This window comes from Pseudocitrobacter vendiensis, assembly GCF_943590815.1.
GTDB lineage: Bacteria > Pseudomonadota > Gammaproteobacteria > Enterobacterales > Enterobacteriaceae > Pseudocitrobacter > Pseudocitrobacter vendiensis.
In genome coordinates this window covers 252,147-276,472 of record NZ_CALSBS010000003.1, presented here as the reverse complement: position 1 = coordinate 276,472, position 24,326 = coordinate 252,147, and the positions used below count along the sequence as shown (strand labels likewise).

The 24,326-nt window shown below is 53.7% G+C and carries 21 protein-coding genes; 11 read left to right on the top strand and 10 right to left on the bottom strand.

The window, feature by feature from the left end; translation table 11 throughout:
- Window positions 1-242: 242 nt before the first annotated feature.
- Window positions 243-953, bottom strand: a complete 711-nt coding sequence (locus tag NMC31_RS05905; protein ID WP_149463636.1) for a DUF3053 domain-containing protein — start codon at window positions 951-953, stop codon at window positions 243-245.
- Window positions 954-1,368: 415 nt separating this feature from the next.
- Between NMC31_RS05905 and NMC31_RS05900 the strand changes: the two genes are divergently transcribed.
- From NMC31_RS05900 to cspE, 3 genes are all read left to right on the top strand, one after another.
- A complete protein-coding gene (locus NMC31_RS05900; protein WP_253897278.1) occupies window positions 1,369-2,739 on the top strand; it encodes an MFS transporter in 1,371 nt (456 codons plus the stop codon).
- Window positions 2,740-2,962: 223 nt separating this feature from the next.
- Window positions 2,963-3,244, top strand: a complete 282-nt coding sequence (locus NMC31_RS05895; RefSeq protein ID WP_253897277.1) for an HTH-type transcriptional regulator — start codon at window positions 2,963-2,965, stop codon at window positions 3,242-3,244.
- A 269-nt stretch (window positions 3,245-3,513) separates the two neighbouring features.
- Window positions 3,514-3,726, top strand: coding sequence for a transcription antiterminator/RNA stability regulator CspE (gene cspE, locus NMC31_RS05890; protein WP_000014594.1), 213 nt, complete (start codon window positions 3,514-3,516; stop codon window positions 3,724-3,726).
- Window positions 3,727-3,889: 163 nt separating this feature from the next.
- Here cspE and hokA read toward each other — a convergent pair whose 3' ends face one another.
- The 4 genes from hokA to NMC31_RS05870 all read right to left on the bottom strand — a co-directional run bounded on the left by hokA (window position 3,890) and on the right by NMC31_RS05870 (window position 7,796).
- Complete coding sequence (gene hokA, locus NMC31_RS05885) at window positions 3,890-4,042, bottom strand: type I toxin-antitoxin system toxin HokA (RefSeq protein ID WP_149463640.1); 153 nt, start codon at window positions 4,040-4,042, stop codon at window positions 3,890-3,892.
- A gap of 319 nt (window positions 4,043-4,361) precedes the next feature.
- Window positions 4,362-6,431, bottom strand: a complete 2,070-nt coding sequence (glyS, locus tag NMC31_RS05880; RefSeq protein ID WP_149463641.1) for a glycine--tRNA ligase subunit beta — start codon at window positions 6,429-6,431, stop codon at window positions 4,362-4,364.
- A 9-nt stretch (window positions 6,432-6,440) separates the two neighbouring features.
- Window positions 6,441-7,352, bottom strand: coding sequence for a glycine--tRNA ligase subunit alpha (gene glyQ / locus NMC31_RS05875; protein ID WP_001168551.1), 912 nt, complete (start codon window positions 7,350-7,352; stop codon window positions 6,441-6,443).
- Window positions 7,353-7,490: 138 nt separating this feature from the next.
- Window positions 7,491-7,796 carry a YsaB family lipoprotein gene (locus NMC31_RS05870; RefSeq protein ID WP_253897276.1) on the bottom strand — a complete coding sequence of 102 codons (306 nt, stop codon included), beginning with the start codon at window positions 7,794-7,796 and terminating at the stop codon, window positions 7,491-7,493.
- A gap of 300 nt (window positions 7,797-8,096) precedes the next feature.
- Between NMC31_RS05870 and NMC31_RS05865 the strand changes: the two genes are divergently transcribed.
- On the top strand, window positions 8,097-9,092 hold the full coding sequence (locus NMC31_RS05865) for an acyltransferase (protein WP_253897275.1): 996 nt from the start codon (window positions 8,097-8,099) through the stop codon (window positions 9,090-9,092).
- Here NMC31_RS05865 and NMC31_RS05860 read toward each other — a convergent pair.
- The 3 genes from NMC31_RS05860 to xylA all read right to left on the bottom strand — a co-directional run bounded on the left by NMC31_RS05860 (window position 9,089) and on the right by xylA (window position 12,424).
- Window positions 9,089-9,421 carry a YiaA/YiaB family inner membrane protein gene (locus tag NMC31_RS05860; RefSeq protein WP_188016868.1) on the bottom strand — a complete coding sequence of 111 codons (333 nt, stop codon included), beginning with the start codon at window positions 9,419-9,421 and terminating at the stop codon, window positions 9,089-9,091. The genes NMC31_RS05865 and NMC31_RS05860 overlap by 4 nt on opposite strands.
- Window positions 9,422-9,555: 134 nt before the next feature.
- Window positions 9,556-11,010: a xylulokinase gene (gene xylB / locus NMC31_RS05855; protein WP_253897274.1), complete on the bottom strand. Its 1,455-nt coding sequence runs from the start codon at window positions 11,008-11,010 to the stop codon at window positions 9,556-9,558.
- A 91-nt stretch (window positions 11,011-11,101) separates the two neighbouring features.
- A complete protein-coding gene (gene xylA / locus NMC31_RS05850) occupies window positions 11,102-12,424 on the bottom strand; it encodes a xylose isomerase (RefSeq protein WP_253897273.1) in 1,323 nt (440 codons plus the stop codon).
- A 350-nt stretch (window positions 12,425-12,774) separates the two neighbouring features.
- Between xylA and xylF the strand changes: the two genes are divergently transcribed.
- The 4 genes from xylF to xylR all read left to right on the top strand — a co-directional run bounded on the left by xylF (window position 12,775) and on the right by xylR (window position 17,788).
- On the top strand, window positions 12,775-13,767 hold the full coding sequence (xylF, locus tag NMC31_RS05845) for a D-xylose ABC transporter substrate-binding protein (RefSeq protein WP_149463647.1): 993 nt from the start codon (window positions 12,775-12,777) through the stop codon (window positions 13,765-13,767).
- Between the two features lie 68 nt (window positions 13,768-13,835).
- Entirely contained in the window at window positions 13,836-15,377 is a 1,542-nt protein-coding gene (locus NMC31_RS05840; protein WP_015962537.1) for a xylose ABC transporter ATP-binding protein, read from the top strand.
- On the top strand, window positions 15,355-16,536 hold the full coding sequence (xylH, locus tag NMC31_RS05835; RefSeq protein ID WP_253897272.1) for a xylose ABC transporter permease XylH: 1,182 nt from the start codon (window positions 15,355-15,357) through the stop codon (window positions 16,534-16,536). Before NMC31_RS05840 ends, xylH begins: the two co-directional genes overlap by 23 nt.
- A 73-nt stretch (window positions 16,537-16,609) precedes the next feature.
- Window positions 16,610-17,788, top strand: a complete 1,179-nt coding sequence (gene xylR, locus NMC31_RS05830; RefSeq protein ID WP_149463650.1) for a D-xylose utilization transcriptional activator XylR — start codon at window positions 16,610-16,612, stop codon at window positions 17,786-17,788.
- A 36-nt stretch (window positions 17,789-17,824) separates the two neighbouring features.
- Here xylR and NMC31_RS05825 read toward each other — a convergent pair whose 3' ends face one another.
- Complete coding sequence (locus NMC31_RS05825) at window positions 17,825-18,679, bottom strand: Vmh family MBL fold metallo-hydrolase (RefSeq protein WP_253897271.1); 855 nt, start codon at window positions 18,677-18,679, stop codon at window positions 17,825-17,827.
- A gap of 114 nt (window positions 18,680-18,793) precedes the next feature.
- Between NMC31_RS05825 and NMC31_RS05820 the strand changes: the two genes are divergently transcribed.
- Window positions 18,794-19,675, top strand: a complete 882-nt coding sequence (locus NMC31_RS05820; protein WP_253897270.1) for a LysR family transcriptional regulator — start codon at window positions 18,794-18,796, stop codon at window positions 19,673-19,675.
- A gap of 40 nt (window positions 19,676-19,715) precedes the next feature.
- Here the strand turns inward: NMC31_RS05820 and NMC31_RS05815 are convergent, their stop codons facing one another.
- Window positions 19,716-20,540, bottom strand: coding sequence for a protein bax (locus NMC31_RS05815; RefSeq protein WP_149463653.1), 825 nt, complete (start codon window positions 20,538-20,540; stop codon window positions 19,716-19,718).
- Window positions 20,541-20,854: 314 nt separating this feature from the next.
- On the opposite strand from NMC31_RS05815, the gene NMC31_RS05810 reads away from it, so the two are divergent.
- Together NMC31_RS05810 and avtA are read left to right on the top strand one after the other, a co-directional pair.
- Window positions 20,855-22,888, top strand: coding sequence for an alpha-amylase (locus NMC31_RS05810; RefSeq protein WP_253897269.1), 2,034 nt, complete (start codon window positions 20,855-20,857; stop codon window positions 22,886-22,888).
- A 173-nt stretch (window positions 22,889-23,061) separates the two neighbouring features.
- Entirely contained in the window at window positions 23,062-24,321 is a 1,260-nt protein-coding gene (avtA, locus tag NMC31_RS05805) for a valine--pyruvate transaminase (RefSeq protein ID WP_253897268.1), read from the top strand.
- Window positions 24,322-24,326: the final 5 nt, after the last annotated feature.

Below are 24,326 nucleotides of genomic sequence, written 5' to 3'. Positions count from 1 at the left end.
TGTATTTATATAGAAAATAAATTCATGACTTCTTTTACGCTTGTTTTATATCAATCAACGATTGGCGTTTAAACCTGTGCCAAAAAATAGGTACAAAGCATCTCAGTTTGAATACTGGTTTCGGTTTTCAGGGGGGAATAAGGGCGAAAGGTACAGACTAAAGATAATACCGGGCCTGAAATCAAACCCGGTGTCAGGAGACGACGCATCACATCAGGTGTGTTACGTCGACACGGCTTATTTTATTTGGTCGCGTCGACCGCCGCAGTCCAGGCCTGAGTAAATGCCTGATGCTGGGAAGCCAGCGGGCCGATCAGCGAGTTGTACTGGCTTGCCTGCTGCGAAGTCGGGAACTGAATGCCGTTCGCCACGAAGCTCACCTGCTCTCCCTGCTGTGCGACAAAATCCCCCACCTGAACCAGCTGCTGCGTGAAGATTTGCGCCGCCGGAATCAACGGTTGCATCGCATTTGCAGGTGCCGTCACCACTTTGCTGTATACCTGATCAAAGACCGGCTTCAGATCATCCGCCTGTTTCAGCGCGGCATGTGCCGCATCGGCCTGCATCTTTGCATTTTCCAGTTGCTGACTCAGTACACCCAGCGAACCGTTCGCCTGACGCAGCGGCTCGCGCTGAGTCATATAATCCTGCGGAACGCGAATGGCGTTAACACTATCGACAACCGGACGCAAACCCGCATCCATCGCCTGGCTCACCTGCTGCGAATAGCCGTAAATGACGGCGTAATCGGAGACAAAGGGACCAAACTGTTTTTTCTGGTCAGCGGTCAGCGTTGGCAGACGTTCGCCCCCGCGCATCACTGTATTTTGCAGGAAATCGACAAACGCTTTGCGCTGATCGCCTTCTTTATCAAAACACCCACTCAGGCTAACAACCATCAATAACGCCGCAACAGGCGCAAACCAGCGAGAGCAGGACTTTCCTGTCGCCATTTTATTACTCCTTCAGCCAAAAAAACGCAAACAGGCACCCGCGTGCCCGACGCTGACAAGGATAGTCCAGCAGCGCGCCGCAGGATACCTTTTCCTGACAAGTTATGGCATGAAATAACGATGAGGAAAGGGAGAATTTCAAGATGTTAATGCAATGTTGCATACATCACATTTATGACCACAACATTTATGCGAAATATTGTCATTAATCCATTGTTTTAAAATGACTTTAATCTTATTTCTTAAATCCTTTCCCGTAGGGAGTACGATAATCGCACACTTCCTGATTTCCCCTGCATTGTCGCCGCATACGTTAAGTGTTTTGATGAATTGAACGATTACCGGAAATAGGTTCGATAATCGCACAACCGCATGCGGGAGAATCCTTCTCCCCGCTGTTTTCAGGAATTGCCGCATGACGAAGACAACCACGGATATTCAGGCTTTTATCAACGATCATCCCTTTTCTAAATATCAGTGGATGATCCTCGCATTATGCTTTGTGACCGTCGCCATGGACGGTTTCGACACTGCGATTATCGGCTTTATCGCCTCTGACCTGGTGCAGGAATGGGGCGTGCAGAAATCAGATCTCGGGCCGGTGATGAGCGCCGCGCTGGTTGGCCTGGCGGTGGGTGCATTAACGGCAGGCCCAATGGCGGACCGTATTGGCCGCAAGAAAGTACTGGTGCTGTCGATTCTGGTTTTCGGAGGCTTTAGCCTTGTCACCGCGTTTGCCACCAACCTCACCCAGCTTACGCTGCTGCGTTTCCTGACCGGACTGGGGCTGGGTGCGGCGATGCCCAATGCCGCCACGCTGATGAGCGAATATGCACCAGAGCGTCGCCGCGCACTGCTGGTGAATCTGATGTTTGTGGGCTTCCCCATTGGCTCGTCGATGGGTGGGTTTATCTCAGCGTGGCTCATTCCACACTACGGCTGGCAGAGCGTGCTGATCCTTGGCGGCGTCATGCCGTTGGCGCTGGCGGTGCTGCTGATCTTCCTGCTGCCGGAATCCGCGCGCTATATGGTGGTCAAAAACCAGCCTCAACATAAAATTGCCGCCATTCTCAAACGTATCGCCCCGCTGGCCGATAACGCGAGTTTTGTCCTGCAGGAAGCCGGACAGGTGAAAGAGAAATCGGCGTTGGGGGTGATCTTCTCACCTCGCTATGCCGTCGGTACGGTAATGTTATGCCTGACCTACTTCATGGGCCTGCTGATTTTTTATCTGCTGACCAGCTGGCTACCGCTGTTAATTCGCGAAACCGGCGCATCGTTGAGCCAGGCGTCGGTCATCACTGCCCTGTTTCCGCTGGGCGGCGGCATTGGCGTGCTTATCCTCGGCGTGCTGATGGATAAACTCAATCCCAATAAAGTGGTGGCGGTAGGCTACGTACTGACAGGCGTTTTTGTCTGTCTGGTCGGTTTCTCAACCAACAGCCTGGTGCTGATGGGCGTGATGGTCTTTATTGCCGGTACCATCATGAACGGCGCGCAATCCTCGATGCCGGCTCTTGCAGCGGGTTTCTACCCGACGCAGGGGCGCGCAACGGGCGTGGCGTGGATGCTGGGGCTGGGCCGGTTCGGTGGCATTCTGGGCGCATTCAGCGGGGCATTCCTGATGCAAGCGGAACTCTCCTTCCAGACCATTTTCACACTGCTGGCCATTCCCGCCCTGGTGTCAGCGCTTGCGCTGCTGGTAAAACACATCGTCAGCCAGCGGCAGATGCGAAAGAATGAAGCGGACACGCCTGCGTTAAACCACAATACGCAGAAGGCCTGATAAAGCGAACCGGCGGCTCAGCCGTCGGTTTTAGCGCTTTTTTACAAAATTATACCTCCCGCCACTGGCCTTGATTTATGTACGATTTTTACGCTATTTGCGCTGTATAGAAATCGATCTCACGAATAATCACTTCAGCAACCAACTTTTGAACGGATTTCCCGACTATTCTTAACTGGCTGTACCTATTCACGATCACGCTGTGTGTATATAGGAGTTATCAATGGAAGAAAAAGATCCTACATTTGAACTGCTGAGCAGTCTGGAAGAGATTGTCTTCAAAGATGCTTCATCAATGATTAACCTGACACCAAAGCCATCGATCTTTTACGAGTTTGAGGAGCTACGCAAAGGCACCGGTTTGCAGATGGTTGAGTTCGCTAAAGCGATGGGCGTAAGTGTTTCTCTGGTGCAGGAATGGGAGTCCAGACGAGTAAAACCTTCAGTTACCGAACTTAAATTGCTCCGTCTGATTCAGGCCGACCAACAAATCACAAACAGATAACAAACTGATTCATATGTATTTATCTCTTATTTAACGGTCCTTTTCTTGGGCCGTTTTATGTTTTTCTCAGATAACGTTTGCGTTTAGTGGCCGAAGTATGCGTTAATAGCTTCACGGTTTGACGCACAGACCACAAAGCAGTTGAGTAAAGCAGTTCCCTTCAAGGTTATCCATTGGTACCCCTCGTAGCGACATTTCCTTTACGCTTTAAATTCTGTAAAGCATGCCATAACGCCGTAAGGCTCACTTAATTTATAAAGGTAATTTCTATGTCCGGTAAAATGACTGGTATCGTAAAATGGTTCAACGCTGATAAAGGTTTCGGCTTCATCACTCCTGACGATGGTTCTAAAGACGTGTTCGTACACTTCTCTGCTATCCAGAACGATGGTTACAAATCTCTGGACGAAGGTCAGAAAGTGTCCTTCACCATCGAAAGCGGCGCTAAAGGCCCGGCAGCTGGCAACGTAACTTCTCTGTAAGTTTAAGCCGCAAGAATTCGAATCCCTGCCCTCGGGCGGGGATTTTTTTTGCCTGCGATTTGTCGTCGTAGACTTTAGTGATATTCACATCATAAATAAAAAGGGTGCATTGAAAATGCATCACGCCACAAGAAAGGCGGAGATTTCTCCCCGCCAGTTGCCCTTACTTTTTATTCCCACAGGCTAAAAATGCCGCCAGCTCATTACTTCCCTGTTTGATGTGTAATTCACACAGTGAATCTCTCACCATCCAGGTAAATAATAATAGCGTGAAACAAATCACTACTAAGCTAAATAACAAATATTTTTGCGGCATTCCCAGCCTCCGGTGTTGATTTCCAACAAGCAAGAGGCTACCTTTATGGTGTCTATGCATAGAGGGGCCTCACTTTGATTTATAGTCAGGTGGGGCTTTTCTCTGTCTGCCTTTCGGTGATACCTGAGACAAACAGTCTCAAGCACCCGCCGCTATTCTAGCAAACACCGCTCACGCTAAAGAATGAATGTATTCTGAAAAAGTTTCTGCGAAATAAATGTGTAAGCATACACATATTATTCAAATAATTATTACTTGTTTATATTAGCGCATAAAAAAACCTGCCGCTCGGCAGGTTTTTTATTTATCAGCAGTAAACTTACTGCAGCAGCGAAATATCCGCAACCTGCAGGAACAGTTCACGCAGTTTCGACAGCATAGTCAGACGGTTGATACGCAGTTCTTTGTCATCAACCATAACCATCACTTTGTCGAAGAAGGCATCGACTGGCTCACGCAGTTCCGCCAGTTCTACCAGCGCTTCCTGATAACGCCCTTCTGCAAAAGCAGGTGCCAGTTTGTCACGTAAAACCACAACCTGCATGGCCAGCGCTATTTCTTCCGGCTCTTTCAGCGTGGCGGCGTTTACGCGGTCATTCAGCACTTCGTCTGTTTTCGCAAGGATGTTAGAAACACGCTTATTAGCCGCAGCCAGCGCAGATGCCGCTTCCAGAGTACGGAAGTGAGATACCGCTTTCATACGCGCATCGAAATCTGCCGGACGCGTCGGACGACGAGCCAGCACAGCCTGGATGGTGTCGACGGTGTAACCGGCATCCTGATACCAGGCGCGGAAACGGCCCAACATGAAGTCGATAACGTCATCAACCACGTTGGCGTTAGTCAGCTTATCACCGTACAGACGCGCCGCTTCTTCAGTCAGTGTTTGCAGATCGAGGTTGAGGTTCTTCTCAACGATAATGCGCAGCACGCCCAGCGCGGCACGACGCAGCGCAAACGGGTCTTTGTCGCCCTTCGGATGCTGGCCGATACCAAAGATACCCGCCAGGGTGTCCATCTTGTCAGCGATCGCCAGCGCACAAGCCACAGGATTAGACGGCAGGTCATCACCGGCAAAGCGCGGTTGATACTGCTCGTTCAGCGCCACGGCGACATCTTCCGCTTCGCCATCGTGACGCGCGTAGTGCATACCCATCACGCCCTGGGTGTCGGTGAACTCGAAGACCATGTTGGTCATCAGGTCACACTTGGACAGCAGGCCCGCACGGGTAGCGTGGTTGACGTCAGCGCCAATCTGTTCTGCGATCCAGCCAGCCAGCGCCTGGATGCGGTCAGTTTTGTCGCGCAGCGTACCCAGCTGTTGCTGGAACAGCACAGTTTGCAGGCGCGGCAGGTTATCTTCCAGACGTTTTTTACGGTCGGTATTGAAGAAGAACTCCGCATCGGCCAGACGCGGACGAACGACTTTTTCGTTACCGGAGATAATTTGCTGCGGATCTTTCGACTCAATATTAGAGACGAAGATAAAGTTCGGCAGTAGTTTGCCGTCGTTCGCATACACCGGGAAGTACTTCTGGTCACCTTTCATGGTGTAAACCAGTGCTTCGGACGGCACCGCGAGGAATTTCTCTTCAAACTTCGCAGTCAATACAACCGGCCATTCCACCAGCGAGGTGACTTCTTCCACCAGGCTTTCGCTTAAGTCAGCGTTACCGCCAATCTTACGCGCGGCTTCTTCGGCATCAGCTTTAATCTTCGCTTTACGCTCAGCGTAATCGGCGATGACTTTCCCGCGCTCGCGCAGAATTTCCGGATACTGATCGGCATTGTCGATAGTAAATTCCGGTTCGCCCATAAAGCGGTGGCCACGAATCACGCGATCGGACTGAATACCCAGAATGGTTGCCGGAATGACTTTGTCGCCCAGCAACAGGGTCACAGTGTGAACCGGACGCACGAAGTGCACGTCAGACGCGCCCCAGCGCATCAGTTTCGGAATTGGCAGCTTCGCCAGTGAAGTAGCGACCATATTCGGCACCAGCGCTTCGGTACTTTCGCCCTTCACGTGGGCGCGATACAGCAGCCATTCGCCTTTGTCAGTGGTCAGACGCTCAGCCTGGTCAACGGTAATACCGCAGCCACGCGCCCAGCCTTCTGCCGCTTTGCTTGGTTTGCCTTCGGCGTCGAACGCCTGCGCAATCGCCGGGCCGCGTTTTTCAACTTCGCGATCGGCCTGAGCTTCCGCCAGGTTGGCAACCTTCAGCGCCAGACGACGCGGGGCAGCAAACCATTCAACGTTGCCGTGTGCGAGGCCGGCGTTATCCAGCTCCGCAGTGAAGTTCGCAGCAAAGGACTCAGCCAGGCTGCGCAGTGCTTTTGGTGGCAGCTCTTCAGTGCCGATTTCCACCAGAAAAGTTTTCTCAGACATGGCCGCCTCTTACTTGTCTTTGTTGCACATCGGGAAGCCGAGGGCTTCACGGGAAGCATAATAAGCTTCTGCCACTGCTTTGGTCAGGGTGCGAATGCGCAGGATATAGCGCTGACGCTCGGTGACGGAGATGGCTTTACGCGCATCCAGCAGGTTGAAGCTGTGGGCGGCTTTCAGAATACGCTCGTAGGCTGGCAGCGGCAGCGGATTTTCCAGCGCCAGCAACTGCTGCGCTTCTTTCTCGTACTGCTCGAAGCAGGTGAACAGGAAGTCCACATCCGCGTATTCGAAGTTGTAGGTGGACTGCTCCACTTCGTTCTGATGGAACACGTCGCCGTAGGTGGTTTTACCCAGCGGGCCGTCGCTCCAGACCAGGTCGTAAACGCTGTCTACGCCCTGAATGTACATCGCCAGACGTTCCAGACCGTAGGTGATCTCGCCGGTAACCGGTTTACATTCCAGGCCGCCAACCTGCTGGAAGTAAGTGAACTGCGTCACTTCCATGCCGTTCAGCCACACTTCCCAACCCAGACCCCAGGCACCCAGCGTCGGGTTTTCCCAGTTATCTTCCACGAAACGGATATCGTGGATGGTCGGGTCCATGCCCAGCTCTTTCAGTGAACCGAGGTACAGCTCCTGAATGTTGTCCGGCGATGGCTTGATGACCACCTGGAACTGATAGTAGTGCTGTAAACGGTTCGGGTTTTCGCCGTAGCGGCCATCGGTCGGACGACGAGAAGGCTGCACATAAGCAGTCGCCATCGGCTCTGGGCCCAGCGCGCGCAGGCAGGTCATTGGGTGAGAGGTACCCGCGCCAACTTCCATGTCCAATGGTTGAACAATGGTGCAGCCCTGGCGAGCCCAGTAATCCTGTAAGGTCAGGATCAAGCCCTGGAAGGTCCTGGTATCAAACTTTTGCATATTATTTCGTGCTGGATACGTGTGGATTTAAAGGAAGGGATCAGTATACCCGCTGGCTGGAAGATATACAGTATGAAAGCGGCCTGTTTAGGGAAAATAGAGGAAAACAGGCCGTCTTTTCGTGCCATATTGCCGCGTTTAACGCATCGATAAGTGTAAAAAATCACCATTTGCGTCAAATGAGCAGACAAAACCTTCATTGCGGGGAGTATAGCCGCGTAATTCATAGCTGCCCTGAAAACGCTCAAAGCCCGTGACATCAATTTTCTGCGCCGCTGTGTTATAGCGCTCCGCTGCCCGCTCCTTGCATAAATTTTCCATGCCCAGCGAGCGCGCGGGGTTCGCTTTCGCATTTTGCGCTTTCATCGGCGCAGCATTTTCGTGCGTAGCGCATCCCGCCAGTAATAGCCCCATTAACAGGGGAAGAAGTCGCTTCATCATCATTTTTCATTACCGCCTTACGATCGGGCTGTTATTTTAGTTTGTGGTCTCTGATGCGCCCGCATTTTGCGAATCACACCACAATCTTATACCCAAAATAGTTCGAGTTGCCTGAAGGCGGCAAACGAGCTCACCCCAGGAGCGTACATAAGTACGTGACTGGGGTGAGCGAGTGCAGCCAACGCATAGGCAACTCGAAATATGAAGGGTATACAAGTGTGGGGTGAAAAACTCAGAATAATCCAGTCAAATAGCCTAATAAATATTGAGTCACACTTTGTTTGAAAGGAGAAACCGGCCCTAATGCAGCCCAAAATAAACTGGATTGATAACCTACGCGGAATAGCCTGCCTGATGGTAGTGATGATCCATACGACAACCTGGTACATTACCAACGCGCATAGTATCAGCCCGGTGAACTGGGATATTGCTAATGTTTTCAACTCTGCCTCACGCGTAAGCGTGCCGCTGTTCTTCATGATTTCCGGCTATCTTTTTTTCGGGCCACGCAGCGCCCAGCCGCGCCATTTTCTGCGGATTGCACTGTGCCTGCTGTTTTACAGCGTCGTGGCGCTTATTTATATCGCGGCCTTCACGCATATCAATATCGAAGGGTCGCTTAAGAACATCCTACAGAAGCCTGTTTTCTATCACCTGTGGTTTTTCTTTGCCATTATCGTGATTTATCTGGTCTCGCCGCTGATTGAGGTGAAAGCGATAAGCGGCAAAATGCTACTGGCGCTGATGGTGGTGATTGGTATTGTTGCTAACCCGAATACAGTGACGTTGAAAGCCGACGGCATCGAATGGCTGCCGGTAAATCTCTATATCAACGGCGACACCTTTTACTACCTGATTTACGGCCTGTTAGGGCGCGCTATCGGTATGATGGAGACGCAAAAACGTGGATTAAGCTGGCTGTGCGGGATCGGTTTTGTGCTGGCGGTGGCGGTGATTTCGCGTGGCACGCTGCATGAATTGAACTGGCGCGGCAACTTTGCCGACACCTGGTATCTGTACTGTGGGCCAATGGTATTTATCTGCGCGGCGACGCTGTTTGTGGTCGTCAAAAATTGTCTTAATCATCGCGTGTTGCCGGGATTAGCGCTGATTTCGCGCCATTCGCTGGGTATTTATGGTTTTCATGCCCTGATTATTCATGCCCTGCGAAGCAGCGGCGCAGACATTAAAAGCTGGCCGCTGCTCGATATTGTGTGGATTTTCTGCGCCACGCTGGCGGGGAGTTTGTTGCTTTCGATGCTGGTACAACGCGTGGATAGCAAGCGATTTGTCAGCTAACGCCAGCGCGCCGCGCCGGACATCGCGGCAAACCAGGCGATAACGCTAAGCCCCTTTTCTGTCAGGTTAAGGGGTAAGTTCCAGATGCCCACCAGCATTAATCCTGTTGCCAGCAGTAGCACCAGGCGACACAGCCCGGCAAAACGTGTCTCGTCCTTGTCTTTTCCGGATAATCGCTGGTACGCCAGCACGGTGAACACACCAAGGACCAGCACGGCCAGGAAATAGCCTTTATCGGTTAACTGCGGGCAGTCGCCCCATAGACATACGACGTAGAGAATAACTCCAAAAAACAACACACCCTGCGGGGCCTTTAGCGCTAACTTCATGGCGATCTCCTTATCCATAGCAAATGCATTATGAACGGAAACCGCAGCGCAACATTAGAGCAACACGAAATTTCCAGCAAATTCGGAATTCATCAATTCAGACGGGAGATCCGCCCCATAAGGGGCGGAAAACATCAGGACATCAACGGCAATAGCTGCTGATAAAGTTGGCGGAAGGTTTCACGACGCGGGGCATATTGCGCATGGCGCTGTGCGTCCGGGTAGTGCGCCTGCTCAAGCGGCAACTGCGGCAGCAGATCAGCGAACGGTTTATCGCGGTGAATCGCCAGTTGCGCCAGGCGCGCCGCGCCCAATGCCGGGCCAACATCGCCGCCGGTGCGGTAATCCAGTTGCTGACCGCTGATATCCGCCAGCATCTGACGCCAGTAAGCGCTACGCGCACCGCCGCCAATCAGAGTGACACTTTTTGGCGTAACGCCGCAGGCGTGAACCACATCCATCCCGTCGGCCAGTGCGAAACCTACGCCTTCGAGCACCGCGCGCGCCAGTTCAGCCGGGCCATGCTGGTGCGTCAGGCCAAAGAAGACGCCTTTTGCCTGCGGGTTATTGTGCGGCGTACGCTCCCCGGAAAGATACGGCAGGAACCACACCGACTCGGCATTTTCATCCGCTGATTGCGCCGCGCTTATCAGCGCAGGTACGTTTTCCAGCCCGGTGAGTTTTGCTGCCCAGTCGAGGCACGACGCTGCGCTAAGCATCACCGACATTAAATGCCAGCGCCCTGGCAGCGCATGGCAGAAACTGTGCACCGCGCTTTCTGGCTTGCTGAGGAATCCTTCGCTTACCGCAAAGTAAACACCTGACGTGCCGAGCGAGAGCATCGCCTGCCCGGCATCGGCCATACCTACACCGACTGCGCCCGCCGCGTTGTCACCGCCACCCGCAACCACAGGCACCGCGGGCATATTCCACGCCTGCGCGACGGATGGCAGCAGCGTGCCAGTAATCTCACAGCCTTCAAATAGCCCAGGCATGTTGTCACGGCTCAGTCCACAGGCCGCGAGCATCACATCGCTCCAGTCCCGTTTTGCCACGTCCATCCACATCGTACCCGCCGCGTCGGACATATCACTGGCGAATTCACCGGTAATACGCAGGCGCAGATAATCTTTTGGCAACAGGACCTTATCGACCTGGGCAAAAATCTCCGGCTCATGGCGCTTCACCCACAGCAGTTTCGGCGCGGTAAAGCCCGGCATCATCAGGTTGCCGGTAATCTGGCGTGAATTTTTCACCGCGTCTTCCAGCAACTGGCACTCTTGTGCACAGCGGCCATCGTTCCACAGAATCGCCGGGCGAAGGACGCGCTGCTGCTTGTCGAGAAGGGTTGCGCCATGCATCTGCCCGGCAATGCCCAGCGCTTTAACGCCCTGTAAACTGTGCTGCTGCGAGAGCGCTTTAATCGCGCGGTCGGTCGCCAGCCACCACTGCTCCGGGTCCTGTTCAGACCACAGTGGATGCGGGCGAGAAACGGTAAGTTTTTCCGTTTGCGAGGCGACAACGTCTCCCGCCTCATTGAGCAGGATAGCTTTGACGCCAGAAGTACCCAGATCAATCCCAATATACATAGCGATCGTTCCTTAAAAAAAGCCCGGTTTCGCTCGCGCTTACCGGGCCTGCATAATCAGGCCGGGCGAAATAATCGCCCGGCGGTTTCCATTATTTGTCGAACAGATAGTGATTGACCAGGTTTTCCAGCAGCTCCTGGTGACCGCTCTGATGCTGCGGCGCCAGCTGATGCTGCTCGGCATATTTTGCCAGGTCCTGCAACGACATCTGCCCTTTCAGGATTTGCTGGCCCAGTTCACCGTTCCAGCCCGCGTAGCGTTTCGCCACGCGTTTATCCAGCTCGCCGCCTTCAATCATACGCGCCGCCACTTTCAGCGACAGCGCCATGGTGTCCATCGCGCCAATGTGACCATAGAACAGATCATATTTGTCGGTGCTCTGACGACGTACTTTCGCATCGAAGTTCAGGCCACCGGTAGTGAAGCCGCCCGCTTTGAGAATTTCGTACATCACCAGCGCATTCTCTTCCACGCTGTTCGGGAACTGGTCAGTATCCCAGCCCAGTTGCGCGTCGCCACGGTTGGCATCAACGGAACCGAACAGGCCCAACGCGATCGCGGTGGCAATTTCGTGATGGAAAGAGTGCCCCGCCAGCGTCGCGTGGTTCGCTTCAATGTTCAGTTTAATCTCTTTTTCCAGGCCGAACTGTTTGAGGAAGCCATAAACGGTCGATGCATCGTAATCATACTGATGCTTGGTCGGTTCCTGCGGTTTCGGTTCGATAAGCAGGGTGCCCTGGAAGCCGATTTTGTGTTTATGCTCAACCACCATCTGCATGAAGCGGCCAATCTGCTCGCGTTCCTGACGCAGGTCGGTGTTCAGCAGGGATTCGTAGCCTTCACGGCCTCCCCACAGCACGTAGTTCTCGCCGCCCAGTTTGTGGGTGGCGTTCATGGCGGTGAAGACCTGCGTCGCCGCCCAGCTAAAGACTTCCGGGTCAGGGTTCGTGGCCGCGCCTGCACCGTAGCGCGGGTTAGTAAAGCAGTTCGCCGTACCCCACAGCAGCTTCACACCGCTCTGCTGCTGTTTTTCGGCCAGCACGTCTACCATCTGCGCGAAGTTGTTCAGATACTCTTTCAGCGACGCGCCTTCCGGCGATACGTCAACATCATGGAAGCAGTAGTAAGGCACGTTCAGCTTATGGAAGAATTCAAATGCGACATCCGCTTTGCGTTTCGCCAGGGCAATGGCTTCACCCGGCTGCTGCCACGGGCGGTCGAATGCGCCCACGCCGAACATATCTGCGCCATTCCAGCAGAAGGTGTGCCAGTAGCAGGCGGCGAAGCGCAGGTGATCTTCCATCCGTTTACCCAGCACCAGTTCGTCAGGGTTGTAGTGGCGGAAAGCCAGCGGGTTTTCCGTTTTAGGGCCTTCGAAACGAACACGATCCAGTTGGTCGAAATAAGCTTGCATAATGAACTCCATAATCAGATACGCGGCGAGGAATAATTCGTTGTCTAATACTGAGTTCAGATTTCCTGTTCCTCAATTACGTTATTTCACACTGCGATTAAGAGAATCCACAAACGTGCGCTGGCTCGCAAAATAAAGCGGCTCGCAAAATTTATGTAAATTTCCCTTAGGCGATATATAAAACTCGATCAAGCTCATAAATTGACAATTAAACCAAATATCGTAATGGGAAGATAAAAATCTGTAATTGCCAGCACCGCTTTCTATGTTAAAAATTTGCTGCGTGTTAAGTCGTGCTTGTTTCTTTTATCGCCAATCTCATTACCTACCCTACAAAAGGCATTACGACTATGAAAATCAAGAACCTTTGCCTCACGCTCTGCGCATCCCTTCTGCTTACCAGCATGGCGAGCAGTGCAAAAGAAGTCAAAATCGGTATGGCTATCGACGATCTGCGTCTGGAACGCTGGCAGAAAGACCGCGATATTTTTGTGAACAAAGCAGAATCGTTAGGCGCCAAAGTATTTGTACAGTCGGCTAACGGTAACGAAGAAACCCAGATGTCGCAGATTGAAAATATGATCAACCGTGGCGTCGATGTTCTGGTCATTATTCCTTACAACGGTCAGGTACTCAGTAACGTCATTAAAGAAGCCAAACAGGAAGGTATTAAAGTCCTGGCTTACGATCGCATGATCAATAACGCTGATATCGATTTTTATATTTCTTTCGACAATGAAAAAGTGGGCGAAATGCAGGCCCAAAGCCTGGTCAATCAGGTTCCACAAGGTAATTATTTCCTGATGGGTGGCTCACCGGTGGATAATAACGCCAAACTGTTCCGCGCGGGTCAAATGAAAGTCTTAAAACCGTATATCGATAGCGGCAAAATTAAAGTCGTAGGCGATCAATGGGCCGATGGCTGGTTACCTGAAAACGCCCTGAAAATTATGGAAAACGCCCTCACCGCCAATAACAACAAAATTGATGCTGTGGTGGCGTCTAATGATGCGACCGCAGGTGGTGCGATTCAGGCACTGAGCGCACAGGGCCTGGCGGGCAAAGTCGCTATCTCCGGGCAGGATGCGGACCTTGCGGGCGTGAAACGCATTATTGCGGGCACGCAAACCATGACTGTGTATAAACCGATCACCACGCTTGCAACAACCGCCGCTGAAATCGCTGTTGAGCTCGGCAACGATCAACAGCCGAAGTCAGATGCCACGCTGAATAATGGCCTGAAAGATGTGCCGTCTCGCCTCCTGACGCCAATCGAAGTGAATAAGAGCAATATCGACCAAACCGTCGTTAAAGATGGGTTCCATAAGAAGAGCGAACTTTAATTTCTCTGCCCCGGTAACGGGGCAGTCGTTCTCGTTCGGCCTGAATTATCGGCTTACGTGGAGCAGCTATGTCTTATTTACTTGAAATGAAAAATATCACCAAAGCCTTTGGCGCGGTGAAAGCAGTGGATAACGTCAGCTTGCGTTTAAATCCTGGCGAAGTAGTGTCACTGTGTGGTGAAAATGGCTCCGGAAAATCGACGCTCATGAAAGTGCTGTGCGGGATTTACCCGCACGGCAGCTACGACGGCGAGATTATTTTTGCCGGAGAAACGCTTACCCCGACGCATATCCGCGACACCGAACGCAAAGGTATCGCCATAATTCACCAGGAGCTGGCGCTGGTGAAACACCTTACGGTGCTGGAGAATATTTTTCTTGGCGCGGAAATCAGCCGCCACGGTATTCTCGACTACGACGCTATGACCCTGCGCTGCGAAAAATTACTTGCCCAGGTCAGTCTGGCAATTTCGCCCGACACTCGCGTGGGCGATTTAGGTCTGGGGCAACAGCAACTGGTCGAAATTGCCAAAGCGCTGAATAAACAGGTGCGCCTGTTGATCCTCGACGAGCCAACCGCTTCGCTCACCGAGCAGGAAACGGCCGTGCTGCTGGATATCATCCGCGACCTTCAGCACCACGGCATTGCCTGCATCTATATTTCGCACAAGCTCAATGAAGTGAAGGCTATCTCCGACACCATCTGCGTGATCCGCGATGGTCAGCACATCGGCACGCGCGACGCCAGCAGCATGAGCGAGGACGACATCATCACCATGATGGTGGGCCGCGAACTGACGGCGCTCTACCCCAACGAACCGCACACTACCGGTGACGAGATCCTGCGCGTGGAACACCTCACGGCGTGGCATCCGGTTAACCGCCACATCAAGCGGGTAAACGATATCTCTTTCAGCCTTCGGCGCGGGGAAATTCTCGGGATTGCCGGGCTGGTCGGCGCCGGACGTACCGAGGCGGTACAGTGCCTGTTTGGCGTCTGGCGCGGGCGCTGGGAGGGAAAAATCTTTTTGGATGGCAAACCCGTGACCATTAACACCTGCCAGCAGGCGATTGCCCACGGTATTGCAATGGTGCCAGAAGATCGTAAAAAAGATGGCATCGTGCCGGTGATGGCTGTGGGTAAAAATATGACGCTTGCGGCACTTGATCAGTTCAGCGGCGCGCTGAGCAGCCTGGATGATGCCCGCGAGCAGCAATGTATTTTACAGTCGTTGCAACGGCTTAAAGTCAAAACATCCTCACCAGAGCTGGCGATTGGTCGCCTCAGCGGCGGTAATCAACAGAAAGCAATTCTGGCACGCTGCCTGTTGCTCAACCCGCGCATTCTGATCCTCGACGAACCGACGCGCGGTATCGACATTGGCGCGAAATATGAAATCTACAAGCTGATCAACCAACTGGTGCAACAGGGGATCGCCGTTATCGTTATCTCTTCCGAACTGCCGGAAGTACTGGGTCTTAGCGACCGGGTGCTGGTGATGCACGAAGGAAAACTGAAAGCGGACCTGGTGAACCACAACCTGACGCAGGAAAAAGTGATGGAAGCCGCATTAAGGAGCGAACGTCATGTCGAAAAACAACCCGTCTGAAATCAAGCTGGCGGCACCGACGCCAGCGCCAGCATTTAGCCTGAAGTCGCTGAACTTGCAGGTATTCGTGATGATTGCCGCCATTGTGGTCATCATGCTGTTCTTCACCTGGACGACCGAAGGCGCGTACCTCAGCGCCCGTAACGTCTCTAACCTGCTGCGCCAGACAGCCATCACTGGCATTCTGGCGGTGGGGATGGTGTTTGTGATTATCTCCGCCGAAATCGACCTCTCTGTCGGCTCAATGATGGGTCTGCTCGGTGGTGTAGCGGCGATTTTCGACGTCTGGCTCGGTTGGCCGTTGCCGCTGACCATCATCGTGACGCTGGCGATGGGCCTGGTACTCGGCGCATGGAACGGTTGGTGGGTTGCCTATCGGAAAGTCCCGTCGTTTATCGTCACCCTCGCCGGGATGCTGGCCTTCCGGGGTATTCTGATTGGCATCACCAACGGTACCACCGTGTCGCCTACCAGCGCCGCGATGTCGCAAATTGGTCAAAGCTACCTGCCTGATGGCATTGGCTTCTCCTTCGGGGCGATTGGCCTGATGGCATTTGTTGTCTGGCAGTGGCGCGGGCGCATGCGTCGTCAGAATCTTGGGCTCGCTACACCGGCCTCTACCGGCGTGGTCGGGCGTCAGGCATTGACGGCGATAATTGTACTGGGTGCGATCTGGCTGTTGAACGATTATCGCGGCGTGCCGACGCCGGTTCTGCTGCTGACGCTGCTGCTGTTGGGCGGGATGTTTATGGCAACGCGCACGGCGTTTGGACGTCGCATTTACGCCATCGGCGGTAATATCGAAGCCGCGCGCCTGTCAGGGATTAACGTCGAGCGCACCAAGCTTGCCGTCTTCGCCATCAACGGCCTGATGGTGGCGATTGCCGGGTTAATCCTCAGCTCGCGCCTTGGCGCAGGTTCACCGTCGGCAGGCAATATTGCCGAGCTGGACGCTATCGCCGCCTGCGTGATTGGCGGCACCAGTCTGGCGGGCGGCGTGGGGAGTGTGGCCGGAGCGGTAATGGGCGCGTTTATCATGGCATCGCTGGATAATGGAATGAGCATGATGGACGTGCCCACTTTCTGGCAATATATCGTTAAGGGCGCCATTTTGCTGCTGGCAGTCTGGATGGATTCGGCCACCAAACGCCGCGCTTGATACGATGTAATAATGTCGATACCGGCGAATGATGCCGGTATTGTCATTCATGATTCACCAGGGAAATTGAACCATGTTTGAAAAGCGTCACCGTATTACCCTGTTATTCAACGCGAATAAAGCCTATGACCGACAGGTGGTCGAAGGGGTTGGCGAGTATTTACAGGCGTCGCAGTCGGAGTGGGATATTTTCATTGAGGAAGATTTCCGCGCGCGTATCGAAAACATCAAAGAGTGGCTTGGCGATGGCGTGATTGCCGATTATGACGATCCCCACATCGAAGCGTTATTGGCCGACGTGAAAGTGCCCATTGTCGGCGTAGGAGGCTCCTATCATCGCCCGGACCAGTATCCGCCCGTCCATTACATCGCCACCGATAACTATGCGTTGGTGGAAACCGCTTTCCTGCACCTGAAAGAGAAAGGCGTACATCGATTCGCGTTCTACGGCTTGCCGGGCTCCAGCGGTAAACGCTGGGCGGTTGAGCGAGAATATGCCTTTAGCCAGATTGTGGCTAAAGAGAAATATCGCGGCGTGATTTATCAGGGGCAAGAGACCGCGCCAGAGAACTGGCAGCACGCGCAGAACCGCCTGGCGGACTGGCTGCAAACGCTGCCGCCGCAAACCGGCATTATCGCCGTAACCGACGCGCGCGCACGCCATATTCTGCAAGCCTGCGAACACCTGCACATTCCGGTGCCGGAGAAGCTGTGCGTCATTGGTATCGATAACGAAGAGCTTACCCGCTATCTTTCACGGGTGGCGCTGTCATCTGTGGCACAGGGCGCGCGGCAGATGGGGTATCAGGCCGCCAAACTGCTGCACCGCCTGCTGGATAACGAGGAATTACCGCTACAGCGCCTGCTGGTGCCCCCGATGCGCGTCATCGAACGACGCTCCACCGACTACCGCTCGTTAAACGACCCGGCGGTTATTCAGGCGATGCACTACATCCGTAACAACGCCTGCAAAGGCATTAAAGTGGAGCAGGTGCTCGATTCTGTCGGCATTTCACGCTCAAACCTTGAGAAACGCTTCAAAGAAGAAGTGGGCGAAACCATTCACGCCGTGATCCACAGCGAAAAGCTGGAAAAAGCACGCAGTTTGCTTATTTCCACCTCGCTGTCGATTAACGAAATTTCGCAAATGTGCGGCTACCCTTCCCTGCAATATTTCTATTCGGTGTTTAAAAAAGAGTACGACACCACGCCGAAAGAGTACCGCGAACAACACAGCGAAGTGCGGTTGTAGCCGCTTTGATGCCGGATGGCGCTGCGCGCGTCCGGCTTACTTCCAGGCCATCTCGCCGGTATTGACCTTTGCGCTCAGTTCCAGCGAACTCTCATCGGCGAGATCCGGATATGCCTTTTTCATCACCCCAATCACGCCAGCCGAATCTTTCTGGCTGTTCAGCGCCAGCTCAAATTTTTGCAGATAATCAAGGGTAAAGGTGATGGCTTTCGCTCCGGAGGGCAACTTGCCAAGGTAATGGCCCGGGATCACCGTCTGCGGCTGTTCAGCCTGCATCGCTTTCAGCACGCTGCGCCATTCATTACGGCGTGTCACAGTCTGTGTATCGGCGCTCCAGATATGAATGCCGGACGCCACGCCAGTGCCGCCAAGAATCGCCTTATTCGCCGGGATCCAAACGTAGGCGGCATAGCTTTCAGGGTGTTTAATTTCGACCGCTTCACCATCAATGGTGAAACGCATGTCGTGGAGCGGTTTAGGCGTATACAACTGGTGCGGCGCATCGGCTTTCAGCTGTGGCCCCCAGTAGGCCAGTTTGGCATCACGCGTGGCCTCAATGTGAGAGACCACCGCAGGCGTCGCAACAATCTCCACATTTGGGAAGGCTTTGACGATCGGCTCAAGGCCAAAATAGAAATCAGGATCACCCGAGGTAATCACAATGCGCGAGAGTTTTTTACCGCTGTCGCGAATCATGGCGACCAGCTTTTCACCGTCCTTCACGCTGAACTGGGCATCAAACAGCACGGCTTCTGAGGGGCCGTAGACCAGCGTCGATGAGACCGGAAAAACGGCATTTTCCTGAGGGTTATACGTCTTCATCGTCAGCGGAGCGGCAAAAGTCGTGCTGCTGATAACAAGGGCGGCGATGGCGGTGAATGCACGTTTCATGATGAACCTGATGTTGTTATGTGTGAGACCGTCCATTTTACGGATTTCACCACCTGTCAGAATTCCCGAAAACCGATATGCTTGGTTTCATAAAACGATCAGCTGGAGCCGTTCATGGATAGAGTCACCGCCGCACGCGTATTTAATCGCATCTGCGAACTGGGCAGCCTGAGCGCCGCATCACGCGCACTGGGGATTTCGCGGCCCATGGTCAGCCGCTATCTGGAACAGATGGAACAATGGGCAGGCGCGCGCCTGATTCATCGCACGTCGCGTCGTCTAACGCTGACGCCAGCGGGCGAGGAGATTTTGCTTAAGACGCGCCATCTGATTCAGCTCGCTCAGGAAATTGAGCTGCGTAATCAGCAGGATGAACCCTCCGGCGTGCTGCGCGTTGCCTGTGCGCACCTGACGGCTACCTGCATCATTGGGCCGATTGTCAGCGAATTTCTGACGCGCTATCCAGCGCTACGTCTGGAACTGGACGTGAACAACCATCCGGTGAACCTGGTGGGCGAGCGCATTGACGTGGCAGTGCGCATTACCAATAACCCGGAGCCCGGTACCATCGCCCGCCGCCTCGGCGAGTGCCGTTCAGTGCTTTGCGCCGCACCGGGTTATCTGGCACGCCACGGCACGCCGCAAACGCCTGCCGAGCTCGCCCATCATAACTGCCTGCACTACAGCCGTTTCGCCGGGCAGAGCTGGCACTTTACCACTGCCGAAGGAACAGCGGTGTCGGTCGATATCAGCGGCAATTTCAGCGCCACGATTTCAACGGTGTTACTGGATGCGGCCGTAGCAGGCTGTGGCATTGCGATGGTGCCGGAAATGGAAGCCCGGGAAGCCCTGGCAAAAGGGAGTGTGGTAGCGCTGCTGGCAGAGTATGAGCCGGCCAGGCTGGCGATTTATGGCATGTATTTGCCGCGGGAGTATCAGCCAGGCGGGTTAAGGCCGTTTCTGGATATGCTGGAGAATGCATTGTCAGGGGTGTAAAAAAGGGAGCTTTCGCTCCCTTTAGCATTCCAGATGAGGATTACATATGCGCCGCAATCAGACGCTGGTTATCCTGGTACATCGCGAACAGATAGTTGTTGTAGCTCGAACCTTTGGTGGAATAACCCTTCAGCTTATGAATCATCGCGCTGGCGGTCACTTCCTGGTCCGTCTTACGCAACTGCGCGCGAGACTTACGGAATGACGAGTACGCCGGATGGGTATTCAGGTTCATCGCGTAGGCCTGCACAGACGCTTTGACAGAATCAAAGTGCGAGTAGCCATTCACTTTACCGGAACCATTTTTACACTTACCGGAACCACACTTCATCCCGAATAGATTATTGTTGGCGCGCGCCAGTTTTGACGTCCCCCAACCGCTTTCTGCCGCAGCCATGGTTGCGACCATGCTGCCAGGGATGATGTCGACACGTTCAAGCAGTGAATTCCACGGCACCTTGCGGGTGTTACCGTTCCACTTCACCTTGTAGCGCGTGGTGATGTCTTTCAAACGCGCACGCTCAGACGGCGACCAGCGGCCTTCGTACTGCTTTGAAACCAGCCAGTTACGATCGGCAGTGATTGCTGCATTTTGGCTTGTAATATAAGGCATTACCGTCCGGAGAAACGCTCTTTTCCTTGGGGTTCCGGAAGGGTATTTTCGCAAATCAGGAAGTGAACTGCTCTTTACACTATTGCGAGAATACTCTTGTTTACTGCTAACCTTAGTACTACTAACCTTTTTAACTGAGGCTTTATGATGCTCTGTTACTGTGTGAGTCTTCGCTAACACCCCACCAGAAAAAATCATGGTGAGTAACATAAGTATCGCTGCCCCATATCGTCGAATGGGAGTCGATATCATTAGGTCTCCTGGTCGGATTTATGCATTCCAACACCTTATTTTTGTCTCGAAATTGAGAGTTGAATCTCAAATCATACCAAAAATAGCCCGCCTGCGCACCTTGCTGAATAGTCCTAGTCCTAAACAATGGCACAACTTTGCCATGGGCAAAAACCATAGTCCTAATAGTAATCATTAGAAATGATACGGTTATCGCACTTTTTACTGAATTTTGACGCCCGTCACTCACCCCTTTTTATCCTCCCCCTGAGAGGATGAGGCTTGCGCATTCAATTGCTGCCACACTGTTGAAAAAAACCGCGACAGGACCCGACATGAAACTCGCTGCGCTTGTACCGCTACTGCTTCCGACTTACGCCTTCGCCGCCTGGACAGTGAATGACTTCCCGGCATTTACTCCCGAAGGAACTGGCAAATTCGTCAGTCAAAAAACACTCACGAAGGGTACTCGTCCCCTGACGTTAAATTTTGACCAACAGTGCTGGCAGCCTGCCGCGGGCATTAAACTTAATCAGATGCTATCGCTGGAGCCCTGCAAAGGCGATGCACCGCAGTGGCGCATCTTCCGCGACGGCAATTATCAACTGGAGATAGACACCCGCTCCGGCACGCCGACGCTGTCAATGTCGGTACAAAGCGCAGCGCAAAGCAGCAGCGTACAGGCAGCGACTCGCCAGTGTCCGCGCTGGGATGGCAAACCGTTAACCCTTGATGTGAGCCAGACCTTTGCCGAAGGCAGCAGCGTGCGGGATTTCTACAGCGGCCAAACGGCGCAGGTAAAACAGGGAAAAATCACGCTGCAACCGGCGCCAGAAAGCAACGGCCTGTTGCTGCTGGAAAGTGCAGACACCACCAAACCGGCCCCCTTTAGCTGGCACAATGCCACGGTCTATTTCGTACTGACTGACCGTTTTGTTAACGGCGATCCGGGTAACGACAACAGCTATGGTCGTCGCAAAGACGGCATGCAGGAGATAGGCACTTTCCACGGCGGTGACCTGAAAGGACTCACCAGCAAGCTGGATTACCTGCAACAACTGGGCGTTAACGCACTGTGGATAAGTTCGCCGCTAGAGCAAATTCACGGCTGGGTCGGCGGCGGAACCAAAGGCGATTTCCCCCACTACGCCTATCACGGCTACTACACCCAGGACTGGACAAAACTCGACGCCAATATGGGCGACGAAAACGACCTGCGTAACCTGGTTGAGGGCGCTCATCAGCGCGGCATGCGCATTCTGTTTGACGTGGTGATGAACCACACGGGGTATGCCACGCTTGCCGATATGCAAGCGTTCCAGTTTGGCGCGCTCTATCTGGAAGGTAACGATATCGAAAAAACGCTGGGGAAGAACTGGACGGACTGGACGCCGGGCCCAGGTCAAACCTGGCATAGCTTTAACGATTACATCAACTTCAGCGATAAAGCCGCATGGGAAAAATGGTGGGGGAAAGGCTGGATTCGCACCGATATCGGCGATTACGACAGCCCCGGTTTTGACGATCTCACCATGTCGCTGGCCTTCCTGCCAGATTTAAAAACCGAATCCACCACTGCCGTGGGGTTGCCCAATTTCTATGCCCATAAACCCGATACGCAGGCCAAAGCCCTGACCGGCTTCACGCCGCGCGATTACCTCACTCACTGGCTGAGCCAATGGGTGCGCGATTACGGCATCGACGGTTTCCGCGTGGACACCGCCAAACACGTGGAAATGGCGGGCTGGCAGCAACTGAAGACGCAATCCAGCCAGGCGCTGGCCGAGTGGAAAAAAGCCAACCCGGACAAAGCGCTGGATAATGCCCCGTTCTGGATGACCGGCGAAGCCTGGGGCCACGGTGTGATGGAGAGCGACTATTACCGCCACGGCTTTGACGCGATGATTAACTTCGATTATCAGGATCAGGCGGCGAAGGCAGCAGATTGCCTGGCGAATATCGACCTCACCTGGCAACAAATGGCCGACAAATTACAGTCGTTCAATGTGCTGAGCTACCTTTCGTCGCACGACACCCGCCTGTTCCGCGAGAAGGGTAACAATGCCGCCGAGCTTCTGCTGCTGGCCCCTGGTGCGGTGCAGATTTTCTATGGCGACGAGTCGAATCGTCCGTTTGGCCCAACCGGCTCGGACCCGCTTCAGGGTACGCGCTCAGGGATGAACTGGCAGGATGTCAGCGGGAAATCGGCCGCCAGCGTCGCGCACTGGCAGCGTTTAGGCCAGTTCCGCGCGCGCCACCCGGCGGTGGGCGCAGGCAAACAGACGACGCTAACGCTCCCGCAGGGCTATGGTTTTGTGCGGCAAAACGGTGACGATAGCGTGATGGTTATCTGGGCCGGGATTCGCTAAAAATCCGCTATGTGGCCCGTTCTACGCAGAGCGGGCCACCGCAACATAAAGCTCCACATACGTAGATAATCGTAGGTAGTTATTCCGACGCACCTGTCATTAAGCCATTTGCACCGCGCGGGCGGTGGCGTTATGGTGAGCCTCTTTACAGCAATAGCAGTCGATGATCCGCGATGAAATTTTCACTTTTCGGCGATAAATTCGCCCGCCATTCAGGCATTACCCGCCTGATGGAAGACCTGAACGATGGCCTGCGCACTCCCGGCGCAATCATGCTCGGCGGCGGTAACCCCGCGCAAATCCCCCAGATGAATACGTACTTTAAAAACCTGCTGGCGGATATGCTTGAAAGCGGTAAAGCCACGGATGCGCTCTGTAATTACGATGGTCCTCAGGGGAAAAGTGAGCTACTCGCGGCGCTGGCGGAAATGCTGCGTGAGGAATTAGGTTGGGATATTGAACCGCAGAACATTGCACTGACAAACGGCAGCCAGAGCGCGTTTTTCTACTTGTTCAATCTCTTCGCCGGTCGTCGTGCCGATGGTACCACCCGCAAGGTGCTGTTCCCGCTGACGCCGGAGTATATCGGCTATGCGGATTCCGGCCTGGAAGATGAACTGTTCGTCTCTACGCGCCCCAATATCGAGCTGCTGCCAGACGGCCAGTTTAAATATCACGTCGATTTTGACCGCCTGCCGATCAACGATGAAACGGGGATGATTTGCGTTTCACGCCCAACTAACCCAACCGGCAACGTCATCACCGATGAAGAAGTACTGCGTCTGGACGCGCTGGCGAATCAACACGGCATTCCGCTGGTGATTGATAACGCCTATGGTCTGCCGTTCCCGGGCATTATTTTCAGCGAAGCGCGCCCGCTGTGGAACCCGAACATTGTGCTGTGCATGAGCCTTTCCAAGCTCGGCCTACCGGGCAGCCGTTGCGGGATTATCATCGCCAACGAAGAGATCATCACCGCCATCAGTAACATGAACGGCATTATCAGCCTCGCGCCTGGCGGAATGGGCCCGGCGATGATGTGCGAAATGATCAAACGCCGCGACCTGCTTAAGCTGTCGGAAACAGTGATTAAACCGTTCTACTATCAGCGCGTACAGGAAACGATCGCGATTATTCGCCGCTATTTGCCAGAAGAACGCTGCTTAATTCACAAACCCGAAGGGGCGATTTTCCTCTGGCTGTGGTTTAAAGATCTGCCGATCACCACCGAACTGCTGTACCAGCGCCTGAAAAAACGCGGCGTACTGATGGTACCTGGCGACTACTTCTTCCCGGGTCTGGAAAAACCGTGGCCGCATACGCACCAGTGCATGCGCATGAACTACGTGCCGGAGCCGGATAAAATCGAAGCTGGCGTGAAAATTCTGGCCGAAGAAGTGGAACGCGCGTGGCAGGAAAGTAACTGTATCTGACCGCT